Source organism: Piezobacter thermophilus (assembly GCF_055386745.1).
The window spans coordinates 2,153,107-2,171,753 of the sequence record NZ_AP042380.1 but is presented as its reverse complement, the minus strand read 5'-3'; the positions used below and the strand labels follow the sequence as shown (position 1 = coordinate 2,171,753).

The following is an 18,647-nucleotide window of genomic DNA, read 5'->3' as shown; positions in this document are numbered from 1 at the left end:
TGGACCGATGGCTCAGGCGATGAAGATCGCGATCGTGGACGACGAACAGGACATGCGCCAGTCGATCAGCCAGTGGCTGGCGCTGTCGGGCTATGATACCGAAACCTTCGCCAGCGCCGAGGAGGCGCTGAAGGCGCTGGGCCCGGACTATCCGGGCATCGTCATCACCGACATCAAGATGCCGGGCATGGACGGGATGCAGTTCCTCAAGAAGCTGATGGGCACCGACAGTTCGCTGCCGGTAATCATGATCACCGGCCATGGCGACGTGCCGATGGCGGTCGAGGCGATGCGGGTGGGGGCCTTCGACTTCCTCGAAAAGCCGTTTCATCCCGACCGCATGTCCGAACTGGCCAAGCGGGCGACCAACCAGCGCCGGCTGGTGCTGGACAACCGGGCGCTGCGGCGTGAACTCAGCGACGGCACCCAGCTGATGAACAAGCTGATCGGCACCAGCCCGGTGATGGAGCGGCTGCGCGAGGACATCCTCGACCTGGGGCAGGCGGACGGGCATGTGCTGATCGACGGCGAAACCGGCACCGGCAAGACTCTGGTGGCCCATGCGCTGCACGCCGCCGGCAGCCGGGCGGGAAGGAAATTCGTCCTGGTCAGCTGCTCGGCGCTGGAAGAAGAGGCGCTGTCGCGGCGTCTGTTCGGCCCCATGCAGCCCGAGGATTCGCGCCTGCCGGCGATCGAGGAGGCCCGCGGCGGCACCCTGGTGCTGGAGGACATCGAGACCCTGACCGAGGCGCTCCAGGCCCGGCTGCTGAGCGTCATCAACGAACAGGGCACCCCGGCCGAAACCCGGATCATCGCCATTTCCAACCTGCAGGAGGCCGGCAAGACCTGCGAGGACGCCCTGCGCCCGGACCTGTTCTACCGGCTGGCAGCGCTGCGGATCACGGTGCCGCCGCTGCGCCAGCGGGGCGAGGACATTCTCACGCTGTTTACCCGCCTGTCCGAGCAGTTCGCCGAGGAATACGGCTGCGAGCCGCCCAAGGTCAGCGCCCAGGAGGCCGCGCAGCTGCTGCAGGCGCCGTGGCCGGGCAATGTGCGCCAGCTCATCAACATCGCCGAGCGTGCAGTGCTGCAGGCGCGGCGCGGCAGCGGCACCATTGCCTCGCTCCTGATGTCGGATCACGAGGACATGCAGCCGGTGATGACCACCGAGGGCAAGCCGCTCAAGGAATATGTCGAGGCGTTCGAGCGGATGCTGATCGACAACACCATGCGCCGGCACAAGGGTTCCATATCGGCGGTGATGGAAGAGCTCTGCCTGCCCCGGCGTACCTTGAACGAGAAGATGGCAAAATACGGGTTGCAGCGGGCCGACTATCTGTGAGTGGCACGAAGACGCGGGCGGCTGCATGGGCCAAAATGCACAATGCCCATTGTCATTGCCCCGGACGTGCCCTTATGTTGGCGGAACGGGCCGGGCGCCGATCCAGGCAACGCGGCCCGCAAGAGAATTCGCTGTTTCAGCCTTTGCCGGCCAGATTCTGACAAGACTGAACAGACCGATCATGCCCCTCGGGGCACAAGAGCACCCCCGCCGGCACATCCGGCCGAGGGATTGAATGGGCGGGCTCGGGGACATGCCCCGACCTGTCGGAGACGAAACGCGATGACGCGAGCGAGAGCCTTGAGGAACGTGACAGGCGACCTTCCGGTCGAAGCCTGCCGTGCCGCCGCGTCCCAGATCGCCCAGACAAGTCACAATCCGACCCGGGCGGGGCCGCCAGGCCCCGGACCCGTGCCGGGATTGCGCAACAAGGAAACATGGCAAAGAAGATGCTCATCGACGCCACGCACGCGGAGGAAACCCGCGTCGTCGTGGTGGACGGCAACAAGGTCGAGGAATTCGACTTTGAGTCCGAGAACAAGCGGCAACTCGCCGGAAACATCTATCTCGCAAAGGTAACGCGGGTCGAACCGTCGCTGCAGGCGGCCTTCGTGGATTACGGGGGCAACCGGCACGGGTTTCTTGCCTTTTCCGAGATCCACCCGGACTACTACCAGATCCCGGTGGCCGACCGCGAAGCCCTGATGGAGGAAGAGCGCGCCTATGCCGAGGCAATGAAGGCGCGCGAAGAGGCCGAAGAGGAAAAGCCCCGCCGCAGCCCTCGCCGCCGGTCGCGCACGCGCGTGAAGGCCGAGGAGGTCCGCTCGGAGGACGCGGTGGAAACCCGCGAGGTCTCGACCGAGATCAGCGGCATGGAGACGATCGACCTCGATCAGGACGACCGGGCGAATGAAGGCGCCGAAGGCGCTGCCGCTCCGGAAGATGCGGCCGCGCCCGAAGCGGTGACCGAAGACGGGGCCGGAACGGGGTCGGAAACGGGGGCGGAAAATGCCGCCGGAACGCCCGGGGCGGGCGACGCGCCCGAAGCTGGCCAGGGGGACGGCGGTCAGGCGGTTTCGGCCGGCACCGACACGCAAGAGGAGGTTGCGGCGCAGGACGATGCCGGCGGCGGGGATGATGCCTCGGCCGCACAGGCCCCGGAAGACGAGGTTTCGGCCCCCGAAGACGAGGACGAGACCGCCCGCGATGCTGCCGCCCACGATGACAGCATCGAATCGGTGGCCGACGAGGATGACAGCGAGGACATCCGCCCGGTGCGCAAGCCGCGCCCGCGCCGCTACAAGATCCAGGAGGTCATCAAGGTCCGGCAGATCATGCTGGTGCAGGTGGTCAAGGAAGAGCGCGGCAACAAGGGTGCGGCGCTGACCACCTACCTGTCTCTGGCGGGTCGCTACTGCGTGCTGATGCCCAACACCGCCCGCGGCGGTGGCATCTCGCGCAAGATCACCAACGCCGCCGACCGCAAGAAGCTGAAGGAAATCGCCGCCGAGATCGACGTGCCGCAGGGCGCGGGGCTGATCATCCGCACCGCCGGTGCCAAGCGCACCAAGGCCGAGATCAAGCGCGATTACGAATACCTCCAGCGCCTGTGGGAACAGATCCGCGAGCTGACGCTGAAATCCATCGCGCCGGCCAAGATCTACGAGGAGGGCGACCTGATCAAGCGGTCGATCCGCGACCTCTACTCGCGCGAGATCGACGAGGTCCTGGTCGAAGGCGAACGCGGCTACCGCATCGCCAAGGACTTCATGAAGATGATCATGCCGTCCCATGCCAAGAACGTGAAGAAATACGAGGATCCGCTGCCTCTCTTTGCGCGCTACCAGGTGGAAAGCTACCTGGCCGGCATGTTCAACCCGGTGGTGCAGCTGAAATCGGGTGGCTACATCGTGATCGGCGTGACCGAGGCGCTGGTGGCCATCGACGTCAACTCGGGCCGGGCCACCAAGGAGGGCTCGATCGAGGAAACCGCGCTCAAGACCAATCTCGAGGCCGCCGAGGAGGTGGCCCGCCAGCTGCGCCTGCGCGATCTTGCCGGTCTGATCGTGATCGATTTCATCGACATGGAGGAGCGCAAGAACAACCTGGCGGTGGAAAAGCGCCTCAAGGAAAAGCTCAAGACCGACCGGGCGCGGATCCAGGTGGGGCGGATCTCGGGCTTCGGCCTGCTGGAGATGAGCCGCCAGCGCCTGCGCCCGGGCATGATCGAGGCCACGACCCAGCCCTGCCCGGCCTGCCACGGGACCGGCCTGATCCGGTCCGATGACAGCATGGCGCTGTCGATCCTGCGCCAGATCGAGGAGGAAGGCACCCGCCGGCGTTCGCGCGAGGTTCTGGTGCGTTGCCCGGTGACGATCGCCAACTACCTGATGAACCAGAAGCGCGAGCACATCCTCCAGATCGAATCGCGCTATGGCATGGCGGTGCGGGTCGAGGGCGACCCCCATCTGGTCAGCCCCGACTTCACGCTGGAGAAGTTCAAGACCGCCACCCGGATGGTGCCGGCGGCAACTGCCCCGGTGGTGTCGGTGGACACCTCGATCATGGATCAGGTCGATTCCGATGCCGCGCCCGAGGAACCGGGCGAGACCGCCACTGCCGAGGCAGTCGCGGAAGGGGCCGAGGCCAAGCCCCGGCGCAAGCGCCGCCGCCGCCGTCGGCGCGGCGGTTCGGGTCGCCCGGCCGAAACGCAGGAGCAGGCCGCTACCGCCGAAAATGCCGAAGGGGCAGCTGACGCGCCCGGAGCCGGCGCGTCGGGAGCCGATGAAACGGCGGTCGAAGAGTCAGCCGCCAGCCCCGCTGCCACCGAGGCGGCTGCCCCGCAGGCTGAGGCAGAGCCTGCCGAGGCCGGCGGAACTCCGGACACGTCCGGGGAGGATGCCGGTGCCGTGGACAGTGCCGCTGCCGAGGCTGCGGAGCCGGCCGAGAGCAAGCCTGCACCGCGCAAGCGCCGCGCCTCGTCCCGCAGCCGGACACGCGCCCGGAAGGCAGAGACGACCGAGAAGGCCTCGCCCCCCGCCGAAGCGGCCGCCGATGACGTGGATGCGCAGGCGGCTGCCGAGACAGGGGCCGCCGAGACCGGGGCCGACGCGGTCGAAGCCGCTGCTCCGGCGGAAGCGGAGGAGAAGCCCAGGCCCAGGCGCAGCAGAACCACCCGCAGCCGGTCGCGGCGGTCGAAGGCCGACGAGGCCGTTGCCGAAGCCTCCGATGCACAGCCTGAATCGGGGGCGGCGTCAGCCGCAGTTGCCGAGGAGGGCGCATCGGCGGAGCTGGCGCCCGCCGAACCCTCTGCCGAACCCGCCAGTCCGGCCGAAGCCGTGGCCGCGCCCGTGGTTGCGGAGTCCGGGTCGGGGGTCGAGGCCGTGAACGGCACGGAAACGGCCGTTGCCGCTCCGGTCGATGCGGATGCGGTTGCCCCGTCGGCCCCGGTGGCGGATCGGCCCGCCGAAACCGGACCCGAGGCCGGAGCGGAGACTGCCGCTGCCGCGCCCGAAGCGGTGACCGCCCCCGCCGACGAGGCGGAGGAGGCCGGGCCGAAAACCCCGCCCAAGCCCAAGCGGCGCGGCTGGTGGGCGATGCGGAGATGAATGGAGGGCGGGCCGTGGGGTCCGCCCTCATTCCTTCCGGCTTGGGCGTGTGCCCGTCCCGTGGCGGGAGTATCCGTGCCCATCCGGCCGGGCGCGGTTTTCCTATCCGCCCTTGCGGATCAGAAAGACGCGGTATTCTCCTTCGTCCTGATCGCCCAGGAAGTCATGTCCGGCCTCGGTGCAGAAATGCGGCACGTCGATGACCGCGGCCGGGTCGTCGGCGAGAATGCGCAGCACCGCGCCGGGGGGAAGCGATTGCAGGCGCTTGCGGGCCTTGAGCACCGGCAGGGGGCACAGCAGCCCGATGGCGTCGAGGGTTTCGGCTATTTCCGTCATGGTGTCGGGATAGCCCTGATCCGGGCGTCTTGTCCACGGGGGGATGGGCGGGGGGATGCCGGCCGGTGGGCATCGCTGGGGCGTTTGCCTTGCCGCGAGGGGGCGCTGCCCCCTCGGCCCTCCGGGCCTCACCCCCGGAGTATTTGGGGCAAGAGGAAGGGGGGCGGGAGGGGCATGCCGGGCTGGGCGACTTGCGTCCGGGCGGCAATACGCTAAACCTGCCCCGTCCCCAGACAGGAGCGCGCCCATGACCGCACCCGCCTCTGCCCCCGAAAAGCCGCAGATCTATCTTGTTACCCCGCCGGCCTTCGATCCCGAAGATTTCGCGCCGCGCCTGGCGCGGGTTCTGGACGGGGCCGAGGTGGCCTGCATCCGGCTGGCTCTGGCCACGCAGGACGAGGACCGGGTGGCGCGGGCCGCAGATGTGTTGCGCGAGGTGGCGCATGCCCGTGACATCGCGTTGGTGGTGGCCGATCATGTGGTTCTGGCCGGGCGGCTGGGGCTGGATGGTGTGCATCTTGGCGATGCCGCCCGTTCGGTGCGTGCCGCGCGCAAGGCGTTGGGACCCGATGCCATTGTCGGCAGTTTCTGCGGGACGTCGCGCCATGATGGCATGACCGCTGGCGAGGCGGGGGCCGATTACGTCAGCTTCGGTCCGGTGGGGGCCACCGTGCTGGGGGACGGGCGGGTCGCCGGGTTCGACCTGTTCCAGTGGTGGTCCGAGATGATCGAGATCCCGGTGGTCGCCGAAGGCGGTCTGAGCGCCGGCCTGGTGGCGCAACTTGCTCCGGTAACCGATTTTTTCGGCATTGGAGAAGAGATCTGGGCGGCCGAGGATCCGCTGGCCGCGCTGAAGGAACTGACCGCGGCGATGGGCTGAGCGGGGCGGGCGGGAAATCCCCCCGGGCCCCTTTCCCCTGCCGGTGATCCGTGCGATAGGGTTGCCGCCAAACGGGTTCATGCACGGGGATGACGAGATGCAGATTCGCGAGGCGCTCACCTTCGACGACGTTCTTCTGGTTCCGGCGGCATCATCGGTGCTGCCCTCGCAGGCGGACACGCGCACGCGGGTGACGCGTGACATCGCGCTCAACATCCCGCTTCTGTCCAGCGCCATGGACACGGTGACCGAGGCCCGTATGGCCATCGCGATGGCACAGGCCGGCGGCATGGGGGTGATCCACCGCAACCTGACCATCGAGGAGCAGGCCGAGCAGGTGCGCCGGGTCAAGCGATTTGAATCCGGCATCGTCTACAACCCGATCACGCTGACCCCCGATCAGACCCTTGCCGATGCCAAGGAACTGCGCGCCCGCTACAACGTGACCGGCTTTCCGGTGGTCGATGACGATGGCCGCGTGGTCGGCATCGTCACCAACCGCGACATGCGCTTTGCCACCTCGGACGACACCCCGGTGCGGGCGATGATGACCTCGGAGAACCTGGCCATCCTGCGCGAGCCCGCCGATCGGGACGAAGCGATCAGCCTGATGAAGGCGCGCCGGATCGAAAAGCTGCTGGTCACCGATGGCGAGGGCAAGCTGACCGGGCTGCTCACGCTGAAGGATACCGAAACCGCGGTGCTCAACCCCACCGCCTGCAAGGACCGGCTGGGGCGGCTGCGGGTGGCGGCGGCCTCGACCGTGGGGGATGCCGGGTTCGAACGCGCTCAGGCGCTGGTCGAGGCCGGCTGCGACCTGATCGTGATCGATACCGCCCATGGCCATTCCCACGCGGTGGCAAAGGCGGTGGAGCGGGCCAAGGCCCTGTCCAACGAGGTTCGGATCGTGGCCGGGAACGTGGCCACGGCCGAGGCCACGCGGGCGTTGATCGATGCTGGCGCCGACGCGATCAAGGTGGGCATCGGCCCAGGCAGCATCTGCACCACCCGGATGGTGGCCGGGGTCGGCGTGCCGCAGCTGACCGCGATCATGGACTGCGCCGAGGCTGCCGGCGACATCCCCGTGATTGCCGATGGCGGCATCAAGTATTCGGGGGATTTCGCCAAGGCGATTGCCGCCGGGGCCTCTTGCGCCATGGTCGGGTCGATGATTGCCGGCACCGATGAAAGCCCGGGCGAGGTCATTCTCTACCAGGGCCGCAGCTTCAAGAGCTATCGCGGCATGGGCTCGCTGGGAGCGATGGCGCGCGGCTCGGCCGACCGCTATTTCCAGAAGGACGCGGCCAGCGACAAGCTGGTGCCCGAGGGGATCGAGGGGCAGGTGCCCTACAAGGGGCCGGCCTCGGCGGTGATCCACCAGCTTGTGGGCGGCTTGCGGGCGGCCATGGGCTATACGGGCTGTGCCACCGTGGACGAGATGCGGCGCAACTGCAAATTCGTCAAGATCACCGGCGCGGGGCTGAAGGAAAGCCATGTGCATGACGTGCAGATCACCCGCGAATCGCCCAACTACCGGGTGATGTGACAGCGCGCGGGGGTGGCAGGGTGGCCGGCGTTTCCCTCATGGGGCGGGGCGGATGACACCGGCCGCGCGGGTTCAGGCGGCGATCGGTATCCTGGACGAGATTCTGGCCGGGGCGCCTGCCGAACGGGTGCTGACCGGCTGGGCGCGCCGCAACCGCTATGCCGGGTCGAAGGATCGGGCGGCAGTGCGCGATCATGTCTTCGATGCGTTGCGCTGCCGGCGGTCTCTGGCCGCACTTGGCGGGGCAGAGACCGGGCGCGGGCTGATGCTGGGGGCATGCCGTCGCGACGGAACCGATCCGGATACAGTGTTTTCCGGTGCCCGGTTCGCGCCGCCGCCCCTGACCGAGGCCGAGCGCCACGCCGGCCGCGCCCCGCGCGACGGGGCCGAGGCCCTGGACCTGCCCGATTGGCTGTGGGCGCGGTTTCGAGACAGCCTCGGGGACAAGGCCGGTATCTGTGCGCGGGTGCTGCAAGAGCGCGCGCCGGTGCATCTGAGGGTCAATCTGCGCAAGACGGACGTGGACGGGGCCATCCGGGTTCTGGCGGATGTGGGCATCACCTGCACCCGGCATCCGCAGGTGGACGGCGCCCTGGTGGTGCGGGCCGGCGCACGGCGCATCCGCTCCAGCAGCGCCTATCTGGACGGGCTGGTGGAACTTCAGGACGCGGCCAGCCAGTCGGCGGTGGCGGCGCTGCCGCTGCGCGACGGGATGCGGGTGCTGGACTATTGCGCCGGCGGCGGGGGCAAGACGCTGGCAATGGCGGCGCAGGCGGATATCGAGATTGTCGCCCATGATGTTGCCCCCCGGCGCATGCGCGATCTGCCCGAACGCGCCCGCCGCGCGGGGATCTGGGTCACGCTGGCCGATGACGTCTCTGTCGCCGCTGCCGCCCCCTTCGATCTGGTGTTGTGCGACGTGCCCTGTTCGGGCAGCGGCGCGTGGCGGCGCGCACCCGAGGGAAAGTGGCGTCTCACGCCCGAACGCCTGGCCGAGCTGGTCGAAATCCAGGCCGGGATTCTGGACCGGGCGGCCGGGCTTGTGGTGCCGCAAGGGGTGCTGGCCTACGCGACCTGCTCGGTTCTGGACGAGGAAAACGACCGCCAGGTCCGGGCCTTCCTGCGGCGTCACGCCGGCTGGAGCCGGGGTTGGAGCCGGTCGTGGCCAGTGGACATGGCCCATGACGGATTTTTTCTTGCACTATTGACGCGAAACTGATCGCGAAATTATACAACCGATGCAAGAAAATTTCAGACCTTAATCCGAACTTAACCGCGCGGATGCGAGAAGGCCGGAGAAATTCCCCTGCCGGTGGAGGCGTCAGGTGTCCGACAGACAGGCAATGATTGACGTTTCATTGCGCCAGGCCCATCCCGTGAACGGAGTGGGGCGAACGCTCGTGGTCCTGCTGGTCGCCATCCTCGCCGGCGTACTGGCAACCGTGTTGGAGCAGCCCGACCTTCTGCGGCGGGGGCTGATTGCCGCATCGGTGGCGATGTTGACGGTGGTCGGCCTGGTCTGGCTGCGGGCGGCGGTGCAGCGGTACGAGAGAAACCGTGCCCTGACCGTCCTGTCCGGCTTCATCGATCACGATTCGGTGGCCAGTTTCGTGTCGGATGATGACGGTCGGGTGACGGCGCGCAACGCTGCGGCCGGCAAGTGGCTGGAGCCGGCGGAGGGGGAAACGCTTGCGGGCTGTCTGCGTAGCGTGATGGCAAACCCCGCGCCGGTTCTGTCGCGTCTGCAGGCCAGTGCCCGCTCCACCGGCGCTGCCCGCGAGGATGTGGTGACGCGAATCGGTGTGATTCGGATTGCGGTTCACCGGCTTGGGGATGACGGATTTCTGTGGCGACTGGAGCCGCTTGCGGATCATCAACGCCGGGGCAGGAGTGCCGATGCGCTGCCGCTGCCCATGCTGACGGTCGGCCGCTCTGGCGCGATTCTCTACATGAACGAGGCTGCGCGGCGGCTGGCAGGGAAGCGGGTCAAGACGCTCGATCACCTGTTCGCGCGACTTCCGGTGCGCCCGAGACGGATCGCCGAAATTGCCGGCGCCGACGGGCCGCGGCGGGTCGCCATCGCGGAAATGCCCGGCAGCGGGGGGCGGCGCGAACTCTATCTGATACCGGTGGACGTGCCGCCGGGCGACGATTCGGCGCCGTTCGAGTCCTTGCCGGTGGCGGCGGCAAAGCTGGACGACGAGGGGCGAATTCTGGCACTCAATCCCCCGGCGGTCGAGCTTCTGGGCGAAGGGACAGGTCCCGGCGACCAGATCGGCCCGCGCCTTCAAGGGGCGGACGGAATCTCGTTTGGCGATTGGCTGGCCGAAACGTTCAGCAAGGGGCGCGAGCGCCGCTCCGGGGTGTTCCGCCTGTGCCGGGCCGAGGGCGAGGCGCATGTTCAGGTAACCGTCGGCCGCGCCGGTGCGGGTCGCGAGATTATTGCGATCATGCATGACGCGACGGAAATGAAGTCGCTTGAGGCACAATTCGTGCAAAGCCAGAAGATGCAGGCGATCGGGCAGCTTGCCGGCGGAATCGCCCATGATTTTAACAATCTTCTGACCGCGATTTCGGGGCATTGCGATCTGCTTCTGCTGCGTCATGATTCGTCGGATCAGGATTATGCGGATTTGATACAGATCCATCAGAACGCCAATCGTGCGGCGTCTCTGGTGGGGCAGTTGCTGGCTTTCTCGCGCAAGCAGACGCTGCGGCCCGAATTGCTCGATCTGCGCGACACGCTGGCGGATCTGACGCATCTTCTGAACCGGCTTGTGGGCGAGAAGGTGACCCTGACGCTGAGTCATGATCCCGTCCTGCGCCCGATTCGCGCGGACAAGCGTCAGCTCGAGCAGGTCCTGATGAATCTGGTGGTGAATGCCCGTGACGCGATGCCTCAGGGCGGCGAAATCCGCATCGAGACCGAGGTGGTGTCGCTGGAGGCGCCGCTCAAGCGCGACCGGGCGACGGTTCCGGCCGGCGAATATGTCGTTGTCCGGGTTCGCGACGAAGGCGTGGGCATCGAACGGGACAAGCTTCAGAAGGTGTTCGAGCCCTTCTACACGACCAAGCGCACCGGCGAAGGCACCGGCCTGGGGCTGTCGACGGTCTATGGGATCATCAAGCAGACCGGCGGTTTCATCTTCGTGGACAGCGCGCCGGGGCAGGGGGCCGAATTCGTCCTGTACTTTCCGGCCTGCGACCCTCCGCCCGCGAAGGTCGAACCGGAAGCGCCACCCGCTGTCCGGGTCTCGGAGGGTCACGGAGAGGGTGTCGTTCTTCTGGTCGAGGACGAGGCGCCGGTGCGCGCCTTTGCCTCGCGGGCGCTGCGCTTGCGGGGATACACGGTGCTCGAGGCCGCTTCGGCCGAGGAGGCACTGGAGATTCTGGAGGATTCCGCACTCAGGGTCGATGTGTTCGTCACCGACGTCGTGATGCCGGGCATGGACGGACCGACATGGGTGCGCAAGGCGCTTGAGGCGCGACCCGATGCGCGGGTGGTTTTCATGTCCGGCTATGCCGAGGGCGCTTTTGGCGAACCCGAGATCAGCGTGGCCGACGCCGCCTTCCTTCCCAAGCCGTTCTCGCTCAACCAGCTTGCGGAAACGGTTCGTCAGCAGATGCCCTGAATGCCGGGCGAAGGGTGGTCAATGGCGCGTGAAGTCGGGCGCCGGTTTGCGCGGCAACGCCTGCTGCGGGTGGGCGGCGCATGTCGCTTGGGGCCGTTGCGCAGCCGGTACGGGGTGGGGTGGGGGCAACGGGAACGTCGCGCCGCCCGGTTCAGCCGATGCTTTCGTAGAGGGCAAATTCCCCGGCGCATTTCCGGCGCAGGCGCTTTTCCACCCCCGGCGACAGGGAAAGCTCCATCTCGGGCGATACGTTCTCGCGCCGAAGTTCCAGGCTGACGCCGAGCCGTTCTTCGAGAAATCCCCTGATCCGGTCCTGGTCCTCGTAGCGGAACAGGTGCGTGACCGTCGTGCCGTTGGGGCGTGGTTCGAGAAATTTCGCCTGGCTGCCGACGCGGGCGAATGCGGGCGGATCGCCCTTCATGTAGGCCTTCACGAAGTCGTCGAAGCTCATGTCGTGGGTCGAGGCGGGTTTGCCCTGCATGAACGGGCGCCGGCGGTAGCGGTACCAGCTTCCCAGCCAGCTGATCGGCTCGCGCATGACCGCCATGGTTTCCATGTCCGCATTGGAGACCTTTTCGAACATCGGCCGGAAGAAGCGATTGTAGCGATAGAGAGGCGCGTGCTTCAGTTCCGGCGGATTCGATACCACGATATCGGCCCGGTTGCGAAGCGCAGCTTCGTAGGCGGTCGTGCCTGTCTTCGGAACCGAGAGGAAGACCAGGCGTTCATTGAAAAAGACCAGCATTTCCGGGGTTTCTTCCTGCCACTGCTCGGCAAGATTGCCGTAAACCAAATTTTAACTCAATTCCAGAAAACTGGGGTGGAAAGAAATCCGTTGCATTGTTCCCGTTTTGATCCCATAAGGAACAGGAGGCGAACAAAGCGGCGATTGCCCCCCGCCCGCGGGTATGACAAGAAGGAAGGACCAAGGGACAATGGCGGATCTTCTCACCATGAGCAGCAAGCAGAGCTCGGACAAGCAGAAGGCGCTGGACAGCGCATTGGCGCAGATCGAACGGCAGTTCGGCAAGGGTTCGATCATGAAACTGGGCGGTGAGAATGCCATCCAGGAAATCGAGGCAAGTTCCACCGGATCGCTGGGGCTCGACATCGCGCTGGGGATCGGCGGCCTGCCCATGGGCCGGATCGTCGAGATCTACGGCCCGGAAAGTTCCGGCAAGACGACGCTGGCGCTGCACTGCATTGCCGAACAGCAGAAGGCCGGCGGTATCTGCGCCTTTGTCGATGCCGAACACGCGCTGGATCCGCAATATGCGCGCAAGCTGGGCGTCGATCTCGACGAATTGCTGATCTCGCAGCCCGATACCGGTGAACAGGCGCTGGAAATCACCGATACGCTGGTCCGCTCGGGCGCGGTGAACATGATCGTGGTCGATTCGGTGGCGGCGCTGACCCCCAAATCCGAGCTTGAAGGCGACATGGGCGATTCCAGCGTCGGCGTGCAGGCCCGCCTGATGAGCCAGGCCATGCGCAAGCTGACCGGTTCGATCTCGCGCTCCAACTGCCTGGTGATCTTCATCAACCAGATCCGCATGAAGATCGGTGTCATGTTCGGCAGCCCGGAAACGACCACGGGCGGCAATGCGCTGAAGTTCTACTCGTCGGTGCGCCTTGACATCCGCCGGATCGGGGCGATCAAGGATCGCGACGAGGTGGTGGGCAACCACACCCGGGTGAAGGTGGTCAAGAACAAGGTGGCCCCCCCCTTCAAGGAGGTCGAATTCGACATCATGTATGGGGAAGGCATCTCGAAGATGGGCGAGTTGCTGGACCTGGGGGTCAAGGCCGGCGTGGTGAACAAGGCCGGCGCATGGTTTTCCTACGGTGACGAGAGGATCGGACAGGGGCGCGAGAACGCCAAGCAGTTCCTGCGCGAAAACCCGCATATCGCCAGCGAGATCGAGGACCGCATTCGTGCCGCTCACGGGCTGGACAGCATCGCTCCGGCCGAGGGGGGCGGGGACGTGCTCGAGGCCTGAGCGCCGAACCCGCACGAATTGCAGGGCCGCGTCCCGGCCGCGGCGGTGCCGGGAATGCCCGGACGGGGTGCCGCCGGCAGGTCCGCGCCCCGTTCCGCATGTTTCCGGGAGGGGCCGACCGGATGTGATGTGGACAGCGGACGGACAGGCGGATAAACCGGCGCAAATGCAGGACTCTGGCAGGAACTGACGCCCACATGCGCTCGCTCAACGAAATCCGATCGACCTTTCTGAACTATTTTGCCCGGCAGGGGCACGAGGTGGTGGAAAGCTCGCCGCTGGTGCCGCGCAACGACCCGACGCTGATGTTCACGAATTCGGGCATGGTCCAGTTCAAGAACCTGTTTACCGGGGTCGAGCATCGCGACTACACGCGCGCCACATCGGCGCAGAAATGCGTGCGCGCGGGCGGCAAGCACAACGATCTGGACAATGTCGGCTATACCGCGCGCCACCACACCTTTTTCGAGATGCTGGGCAATTTCAGCTTCGGCGACTATTTCAAGGAAGAGGCGATCCCCTTCGCCTGGGAGCTGATCACCAAGGAGCTGGACATTCCGAAAGACCGGCTTCTGGTCACGGTCTATCATACCGATGACGAGGCCGCCGAGATATGGAAGAAGACCGCCGGTTTCAGCGATGACCGGATCATCCGCATCCCCACCGCCGACAATTTCTGGATGATGGGGCCCACAGGCCCCTGCGGCCCGTGCACGGAAATCTTCTTCGACCACGGCGAACAGTACTGGGGCGGCCCGCCGGGTTCGCCGGAGGAGGACGGGGACCGTTTTGTCGAGATCTGGAACCTCGTCTTCATGCAGTACGAGCAGTTCGAGGACGGCTCGCGCCGGGATCTGGCGATGCAGTCGATCGATACCGGCATGGGGATCGAACGGGTCGCGGCGCTGCTTCAGGGCACCAATGACAACTACGCCACCGACCTGATGCGCGCGCTGATCGAGGCCAGCGCGCACGCCACCAGCACCGACCCGGACGGGCCGGGGAAGATCCATCACCGGGTGATTGCGGATCACCTGCGTTCGACATCGTTCCTGATCGCCGACGGGGTGATGCCGGCCAATGACGGGCGCGGTTACGTGCTGCGGCGGATCATGCGCCGGGCCATGCGGCATGCGCATCTTCTGGGGGCGAAGGATCCGCTCATGCATCGGCTGGTGCCCGAGCTGGTCCGCCAGATGGGCGAGGCCTATCCCGAACTCATTCGCGCCCAGGCGCTGATCGAGGAGACGCTGAAGCTGGAGGAGACCCGCTTCAAGCAGACGTTGGAGCGGGGGCTGCGGCTGCTGGACGAAGAGCTCTCGCGCCTGCCCGGGAACGCGCCGCTTCCGGGCGAGGCGGCGTTCAAGCTGTATGATACCTACGGCTTCCCCCTTGATCTGACCCAGGATGCCCTGCGCGAAAAGGGCCGCAGCGTCGATACGGAAGGCTTCGACGCCGCCATGGCCGCGCAGAAGGCCAAGGCGCGCGCTGCCTGGGTGGGGTCGGGCGAACATGCGGATGCGGCCATCTGGTTCGACATTGCCGAGAAGCACGGCGTCACCGATTTCCTGGGCCATGACACGGAAACCGCCGAGGGGCAGATCGTCGCGCTGGTGCGGGACGGGGCCGAGCTGGCCGAGGCCGCGGCCGGTGACAAGGTGCAGATCGCGCTGAACCAGACGCCCTTCTATGCCGAGGCCGGTGGCCAGGTGGGCGACATGGGCGAGATCCGCACCGAAAGCGGCGTGGCGCGGGTCACCGACACAAGGCAGGCCGCCGGGGTTTTCATCCACCAGGCGGAGGTGACCGAAGGCACAATCCGCGCCGGCGAGGCGGCGGTGCTTGAGGTCGATCACGACCGGCGCCGGGCGATCCGGGCCAATCATTCGGCCACGCATCTGCTGAACGAGGCGTTGCGCCGGACGTTGGGCGAACATGTGGCTCAGCGCGGCTCGCTCAATGATGCCGAGCGGCTGCGCTTCGATTTCAGTCATGCCAAGGCCCTGACCGGCGAGGAGCTGGCCCGGATCGAGGACGAGGTGAATGCCATGATCCGCCAGAACGCGCCGGTGGAAACCCGGGTGATGACCCCCGACGAGGCCCGCGCGCTGGGGGCGCAGGCGCTGTTCGGCGAGAAATACGGCGACGAGGTGCGGGTGGTGTCGATGGGGGTGCGCGAGGGCTCGGGCAAGGGTCTGGACGGGCGTGCCTATTCGGTGGAGCTGTGCGGCGGCACCCATGTCAAGCGCACCGGAGACATCGGCGAATTCATCCTGCTGGGCGACAGCGCCTCGAGTGCCGGCGTGCGCCGGGTCGAGGCGCTGACCGGGATCGGCGCGCAGCGTCACGTTGCGAAGATGCGCGAGATCCTCGGCGCGCTGCAGGAGGAGTTGCGGGTAACGCCGGATCAACTGGTGGCGCGTGTGCGCGCCGATCAGGCCAAGCTGCGGGCGCTGTCCAACGAGGTGGCCCAGCTGCGCCGCGAACTGGCCCTTGCGGGCGGCGGCGGGGCGGCGCAGCCGGATGTTCGCGAGATCGGCGGCGTCTCCTTCCTGGCGCGGGTTCTTTCCGGGGTGACGGGCAAGGATTTGCCGGCGCTGATCGACGAGCACAAGGCCCGGCTTGGTTCGGGCGTGGTTCTGCTGATTGCCGATGCCGGCGGCAAGGCGGCGGTTGCCGCCGGGGTGACGCCGGATCTGACCGGGCGGCTGTCGGCGGTGGACCTGGTGCGCGCGGCGGTGGCCGAACTGGGTGGCCGGGGCGGCGGCGGCCGGCCAGACATGGCGCAGGGCGGTGGCAAGGACGCGTCGAAGGCCGAGGCCGCGATCAGGGCGGTGGAAAAGCTGTTGGAGGGGGAGTAGTCATGGGAGCCTTGTGGATTGCGCATGTAACGGTGACGGATGAGGAGGAATATGCCAAATATGCGGCCATCGCCACGCAGGCGATTGCCGAGCATGGCGGCGTGTTCATTGCCCGAGGCGGCCGTTACATCCAGCTTGAAGGGCAGGAGCGGCCGCGCAATGTGGTGGCGCGTTTTCCATCGGTGGAGGCGGCCGAGGCCTGCTACAATTCGCCCACCTATCAGCGGGCATTGCAGCATGCGCACAACGCCTCCGAGCGCGAGCTGCTGATCGTCGAGACCAACGAGTGACGCCCCCGCCCGTGGCCGGCGGCGGGGGCCTCCGGCGGGAGTATTTCTGGCAAGAGGAAGCAGGCGGGGCGGCGCCCGGGGTGGCGTGCGCGGGTCCGAGGGTCAGCTTGCGGCGCGGGCTGCGCGTTTGCGTTCGTGCGGGTCGAGAAAGCGTTTGCGCAGGCGGATCGCGTTCGGTGTGACTTCGACCAGTTCGTCGTCGTCGATCCAGGCGATGGCCTCTTCCAGCGACATGCGCACCGGCGGGGTCAGGCGCACCGCTTCGTCCGAGCCGGCGGCGCGGATATTGGTGAGCTTCTTGCCCTTGAGCGGGTTCACTTCAAGGTCGTTTTCGCGGGAATGCTCTCCGATGATCATGCCTTGGTAGACTTGGGTCTGGGGGCCGATGAAGAGCCGGCCGCGCTCTTCGAGGTTCCACAGGGCGTAGGCCACCGCCTGGCCGCTTTCCATCGAGATCAGCACGCCGGCACGGCGGCCGGGGATCGGTCCTTTCCAGGGTGCCCAGCCGTGGAAGACGCGGTTGAGCACGCCGGTCCCGCGGGTGTCGGTGAGGAATTCGCCGTGATAGCCGATCAGCCCGCGCGCGGGCACCAGCGCCACGATCCGGGTCTTGCCGGCGCCCGAAGGGCGCATTTCCTGCAATTCGCCCCGGCGCGGGCCGGTGAGCTTTTCGATCACCACCCCCGCGTGGTCGTCGTCCACGTCGATGGTGACTTCCTCGATCGGCTCCAGCTTCTGGCCGTTTTCTTCGCGCAGCAGCACCTGTGGGCGCGAGATCGACAGTTCGAACCCTTCCCGGCGCATGTTCTCGATCAGCACGCCCATCTGCAGCTCTCCCCGGCCGGCGACCTCGAAGGCCTCGCCGCCGGGGGTGTCGGTGACGCGGATCGCCACGTTCTGCTCGGCCTCGCGCATGAGCCGTTCGCGGATCACCCGGCTTTGCACCTTCTTGCCGTCGCGCCCGGCCAGCGGGCTGTCGTTGATGCCGAAGGTGACCGAGATGGTGGGCGGATCGATGGGCTGGGCCGGGAGGGCTTCGTCCAGCTGCGGGTCCACGAGGCTGTCGGCGACAGTGGCGCGGCTCATGCCGGCGATGGTGACGATGTCGCCCGCCTGCGCGGTGTCGATGGGTTGCTGGGCAAGGCCGCGAAAGGCGAGGATGCGGCTGACCCGGAAGGTTTCGACCAGATTGCCTTCGCGGCCGACCGCCTTGAGCGTCTGCCCCGCCTTCAGCGTGCCGGATTCGACCCGGCCGGTCAGGATGCGCCCCAGATAGGGGTCGGCGCCCAGCGTGGTGGCCAGCATGCGGAAGGGTTCATCCTGGCGGGCGATCTGGGCGGGGGCGGGAACATGGGTCAGGATCAGCTCGAACAGTGCGGTGAGGTCCCTGCGCGGGCCGTCCAGTTCGGCGTCGGCCCAGCCGGCACGGCCCGAGGCGTAGAGGTGGGGGAAGTCGAGCTGATCGTCATCGGCGCCGAGGGCGGCGAAGAGGTCGAACACTTCGTTCAGCGCCCGGTCGGGTTCGGCATCGGGCTTGTCCACCTTGTTGAGGACCACGATCGGTCGCAGCCCCAGCGCCAGCGCCTTGGCGGTGACGAATTTGGTCTGCGGCATCGGCCCTTCGGCTGCGTCCACCAGCAGCACGACGCCATCGACCATGGACAGGATGCGTTCGACCTCGCCGCCGAAATCGGCGTGGCCGGGGGTGTCCACGATGTTGATACGCGTGCCCTTCCATTCGACGCTGGTGGCCTTGGCAAGGATGGTGATGCCGCGTTCGCGTTCGAGATCATTGCTGTCGAGGGCGCGCTCGGCCACCGCCTGGTTTTCGCGGAACGCTCCGGACTGTCTGAGAAGCTCGTCCACGAGCGTGGTCTTGCCGTGATCGACGTGGGCGATGATTGCGATGTTCCGCAGGTTCATGAGTCAAGCCTTGATAGGGGTGTCGGGCCGGCGCATAGCGTGCCGGCGGGGCGAAGGCCAGCGCAAAAGCGGGCGGCGCGCCGGTGGCGGTTCGGGTCGGTTCAGGTCGGGCGCTTGAGCTGCGGACGGCGCGGGCGCGGGGCAGTGGCGGGGGGCTTGTCCGTTGCGTCGGCGGATCCGTCGGGGGCGGCAGAGGCGGGAGCGGGTGCCCTGCCTTCCGTCTCCGAGC

General features: G+C 67.1%; 12 protein-coding genes. 9 read left to right on the top strand and 3 right to left on the bottom strand.

Annotated elements, in window-relative coordinates; translation table 11 throughout:
- Positions 1–7 precede the first annotated feature (7 nt).
- Together ACZ5CM_RS10510 and ACZ5CM_RS10505 are read left to right on the top strand one after the other, a co-directional pair.
- Complete coding sequence (locus ACZ5CM_RS10510; protein ID WP_464638452.1) at positions 8–1,342, top strand: sigma-54-dependent transcriptional regulator; 1,335 nt, start codon at positions 8–10, stop codon at positions 1,340–1,342.
- A gap of 437 nt (positions 1,343–1,779) precedes the next feature.
- Positions 1,780–4,950: an Rne/Rng family ribonuclease gene (locus ACZ5CM_RS10505; RefSeq protein ID WP_464638449.1), complete on the top strand. Its 3,171-nt coding sequence runs from the start codon at positions 1,780–1,782 to the stop codon at positions 4,948–4,950.
- Positions 4,951–5,052: 102 nt separating this feature from the next.
- Here the strand turns inward: ACZ5CM_RS10505 and ACZ5CM_RS10500 are convergent, their stop codons facing one another.
- Complete coding sequence (locus tag ACZ5CM_RS10500; protein WP_464638446.1) at positions 5,053–5,286, bottom strand: sulfurtransferase TusA family protein; 234 nt, start codon at positions 5,284–5,286, stop codon at positions 5,053–5,055.
- A 247-nt stretch (positions 5,287–5,533) separates the two neighbouring features.
- Here ACZ5CM_RS10500 and ACZ5CM_RS10495 point away from each other — a divergent pair, with 247 nt between their 5' ends.
- The 4 genes from ACZ5CM_RS10495 (at position 5,534) to ACZ5CM_RS10480 (ending at position 11,344) form a co-directional block, all read left to right on the top strand.
- Positions 5,534–6,166, top strand: a complete 633-nt coding sequence (locus ACZ5CM_RS10495) for a thiamine phosphate synthase (protein WP_464638443.1) — start codon at positions 5,534–5,536, stop codon at positions 6,164–6,166.
- 97 nt (positions 6,167–6,263) lie between these two features.
- Positions 6,264–7,712, top strand: a complete 1,449-nt coding sequence (guaB, locus tag ACZ5CM_RS10490) for an IMP dehydrogenase (RefSeq protein WP_464642579.1) — start codon at positions 6,264–6,266, stop codon at positions 7,710–7,712.
- Between the two features lie 52 nt (positions 7,713–7,764).
- Positions 7,765–8,931, top strand: a complete 1,167-nt coding sequence (locus ACZ5CM_RS10485; RefSeq protein ID WP_464638441.1) for an RsmB/NOP family class I SAM-dependent RNA methyltransferase — start codon at positions 7,765–7,767, stop codon at positions 8,929–8,931.
- Positions 8,932–9,055: 124 nt separating this feature from the next.
- Positions 9,056–11,344, top strand: a complete 2,289-nt coding sequence (locus ACZ5CM_RS10480) for an ATP-binding protein (RefSeq protein ID WP_464638438.1) — start codon at positions 9,056–9,058, stop codon at positions 11,342–11,344.
- A gap of 151 nt (positions 11,345–11,495) precedes the next feature.
- Here the strand turns inward: ACZ5CM_RS10480 and ACZ5CM_RS10475 are convergent, their stop codons facing one another.
- Positions 11,496–12,089: a gamma-glutamyl kinase gene (locus tag ACZ5CM_RS10475; RefSeq protein WP_464638436.1), complete on the bottom strand. Its 594-nt coding sequence runs from the start codon at positions 12,087–12,089 to the stop codon at positions 11,496–11,498.
- Between the two features lie 190 nt (positions 12,090–12,279).
- Here ACZ5CM_RS10475 and recA point away from each other — a divergent pair, with 190 nt between their 5' ends.
- The 3 genes from recA to ACZ5CM_RS10460 all read left to right on the top strand — a co-directional run bounded on the left by recA (position 12,280) and on the right by ACZ5CM_RS10460 (position 16,495).
- The gene (gene recA, locus ACZ5CM_RS10470; RefSeq protein ID WP_464638433.1) at positions 12,280–13,344 is read left to right on the top strand and encodes a recombinase RecA; all 1,065 of its coding nucleotides are present in this window, start codon (positions 12,280–12,282) and stop codon (positions 13,342–13,344) included.
- A gap of 197 nt (positions 13,345–13,541) precedes the next feature.
- Positions 13,542–16,205, top strand: coding sequence for an alanine--tRNA ligase (alaS, locus tag ACZ5CM_RS10465; protein ID WP_464638431.1), 2,664 nt, complete (start codon positions 13,542–13,544; stop codon positions 16,203–16,205).
- 2 nt (positions 16,206–16,207) lie between these two features.
- Entirely contained in the window at positions 16,208–16,495 is a 288-nt protein-coding gene (locus ACZ5CM_RS10460; protein WP_464638428.1) for a DUF1330 domain-containing protein, read from the top strand.
- Between the two features lie 102 nt (positions 16,496–16,597).
- Here the strand turns inward: ACZ5CM_RS10460 and typA are convergent, their stop codons facing one another.
- Positions 16,598–18,418 (bottom strand): translational GTPase TypA, encoded by a 1,821-nt coding sequence (gene typA, locus ACZ5CM_RS10455; RefSeq protein ID WP_464638425.1) that lies wholly within the window; start codon positions 18,416–18,418, stop codon positions 16,598–16,600.
- Positions 18,419–18,647: the final 229 nt, after the last annotated feature.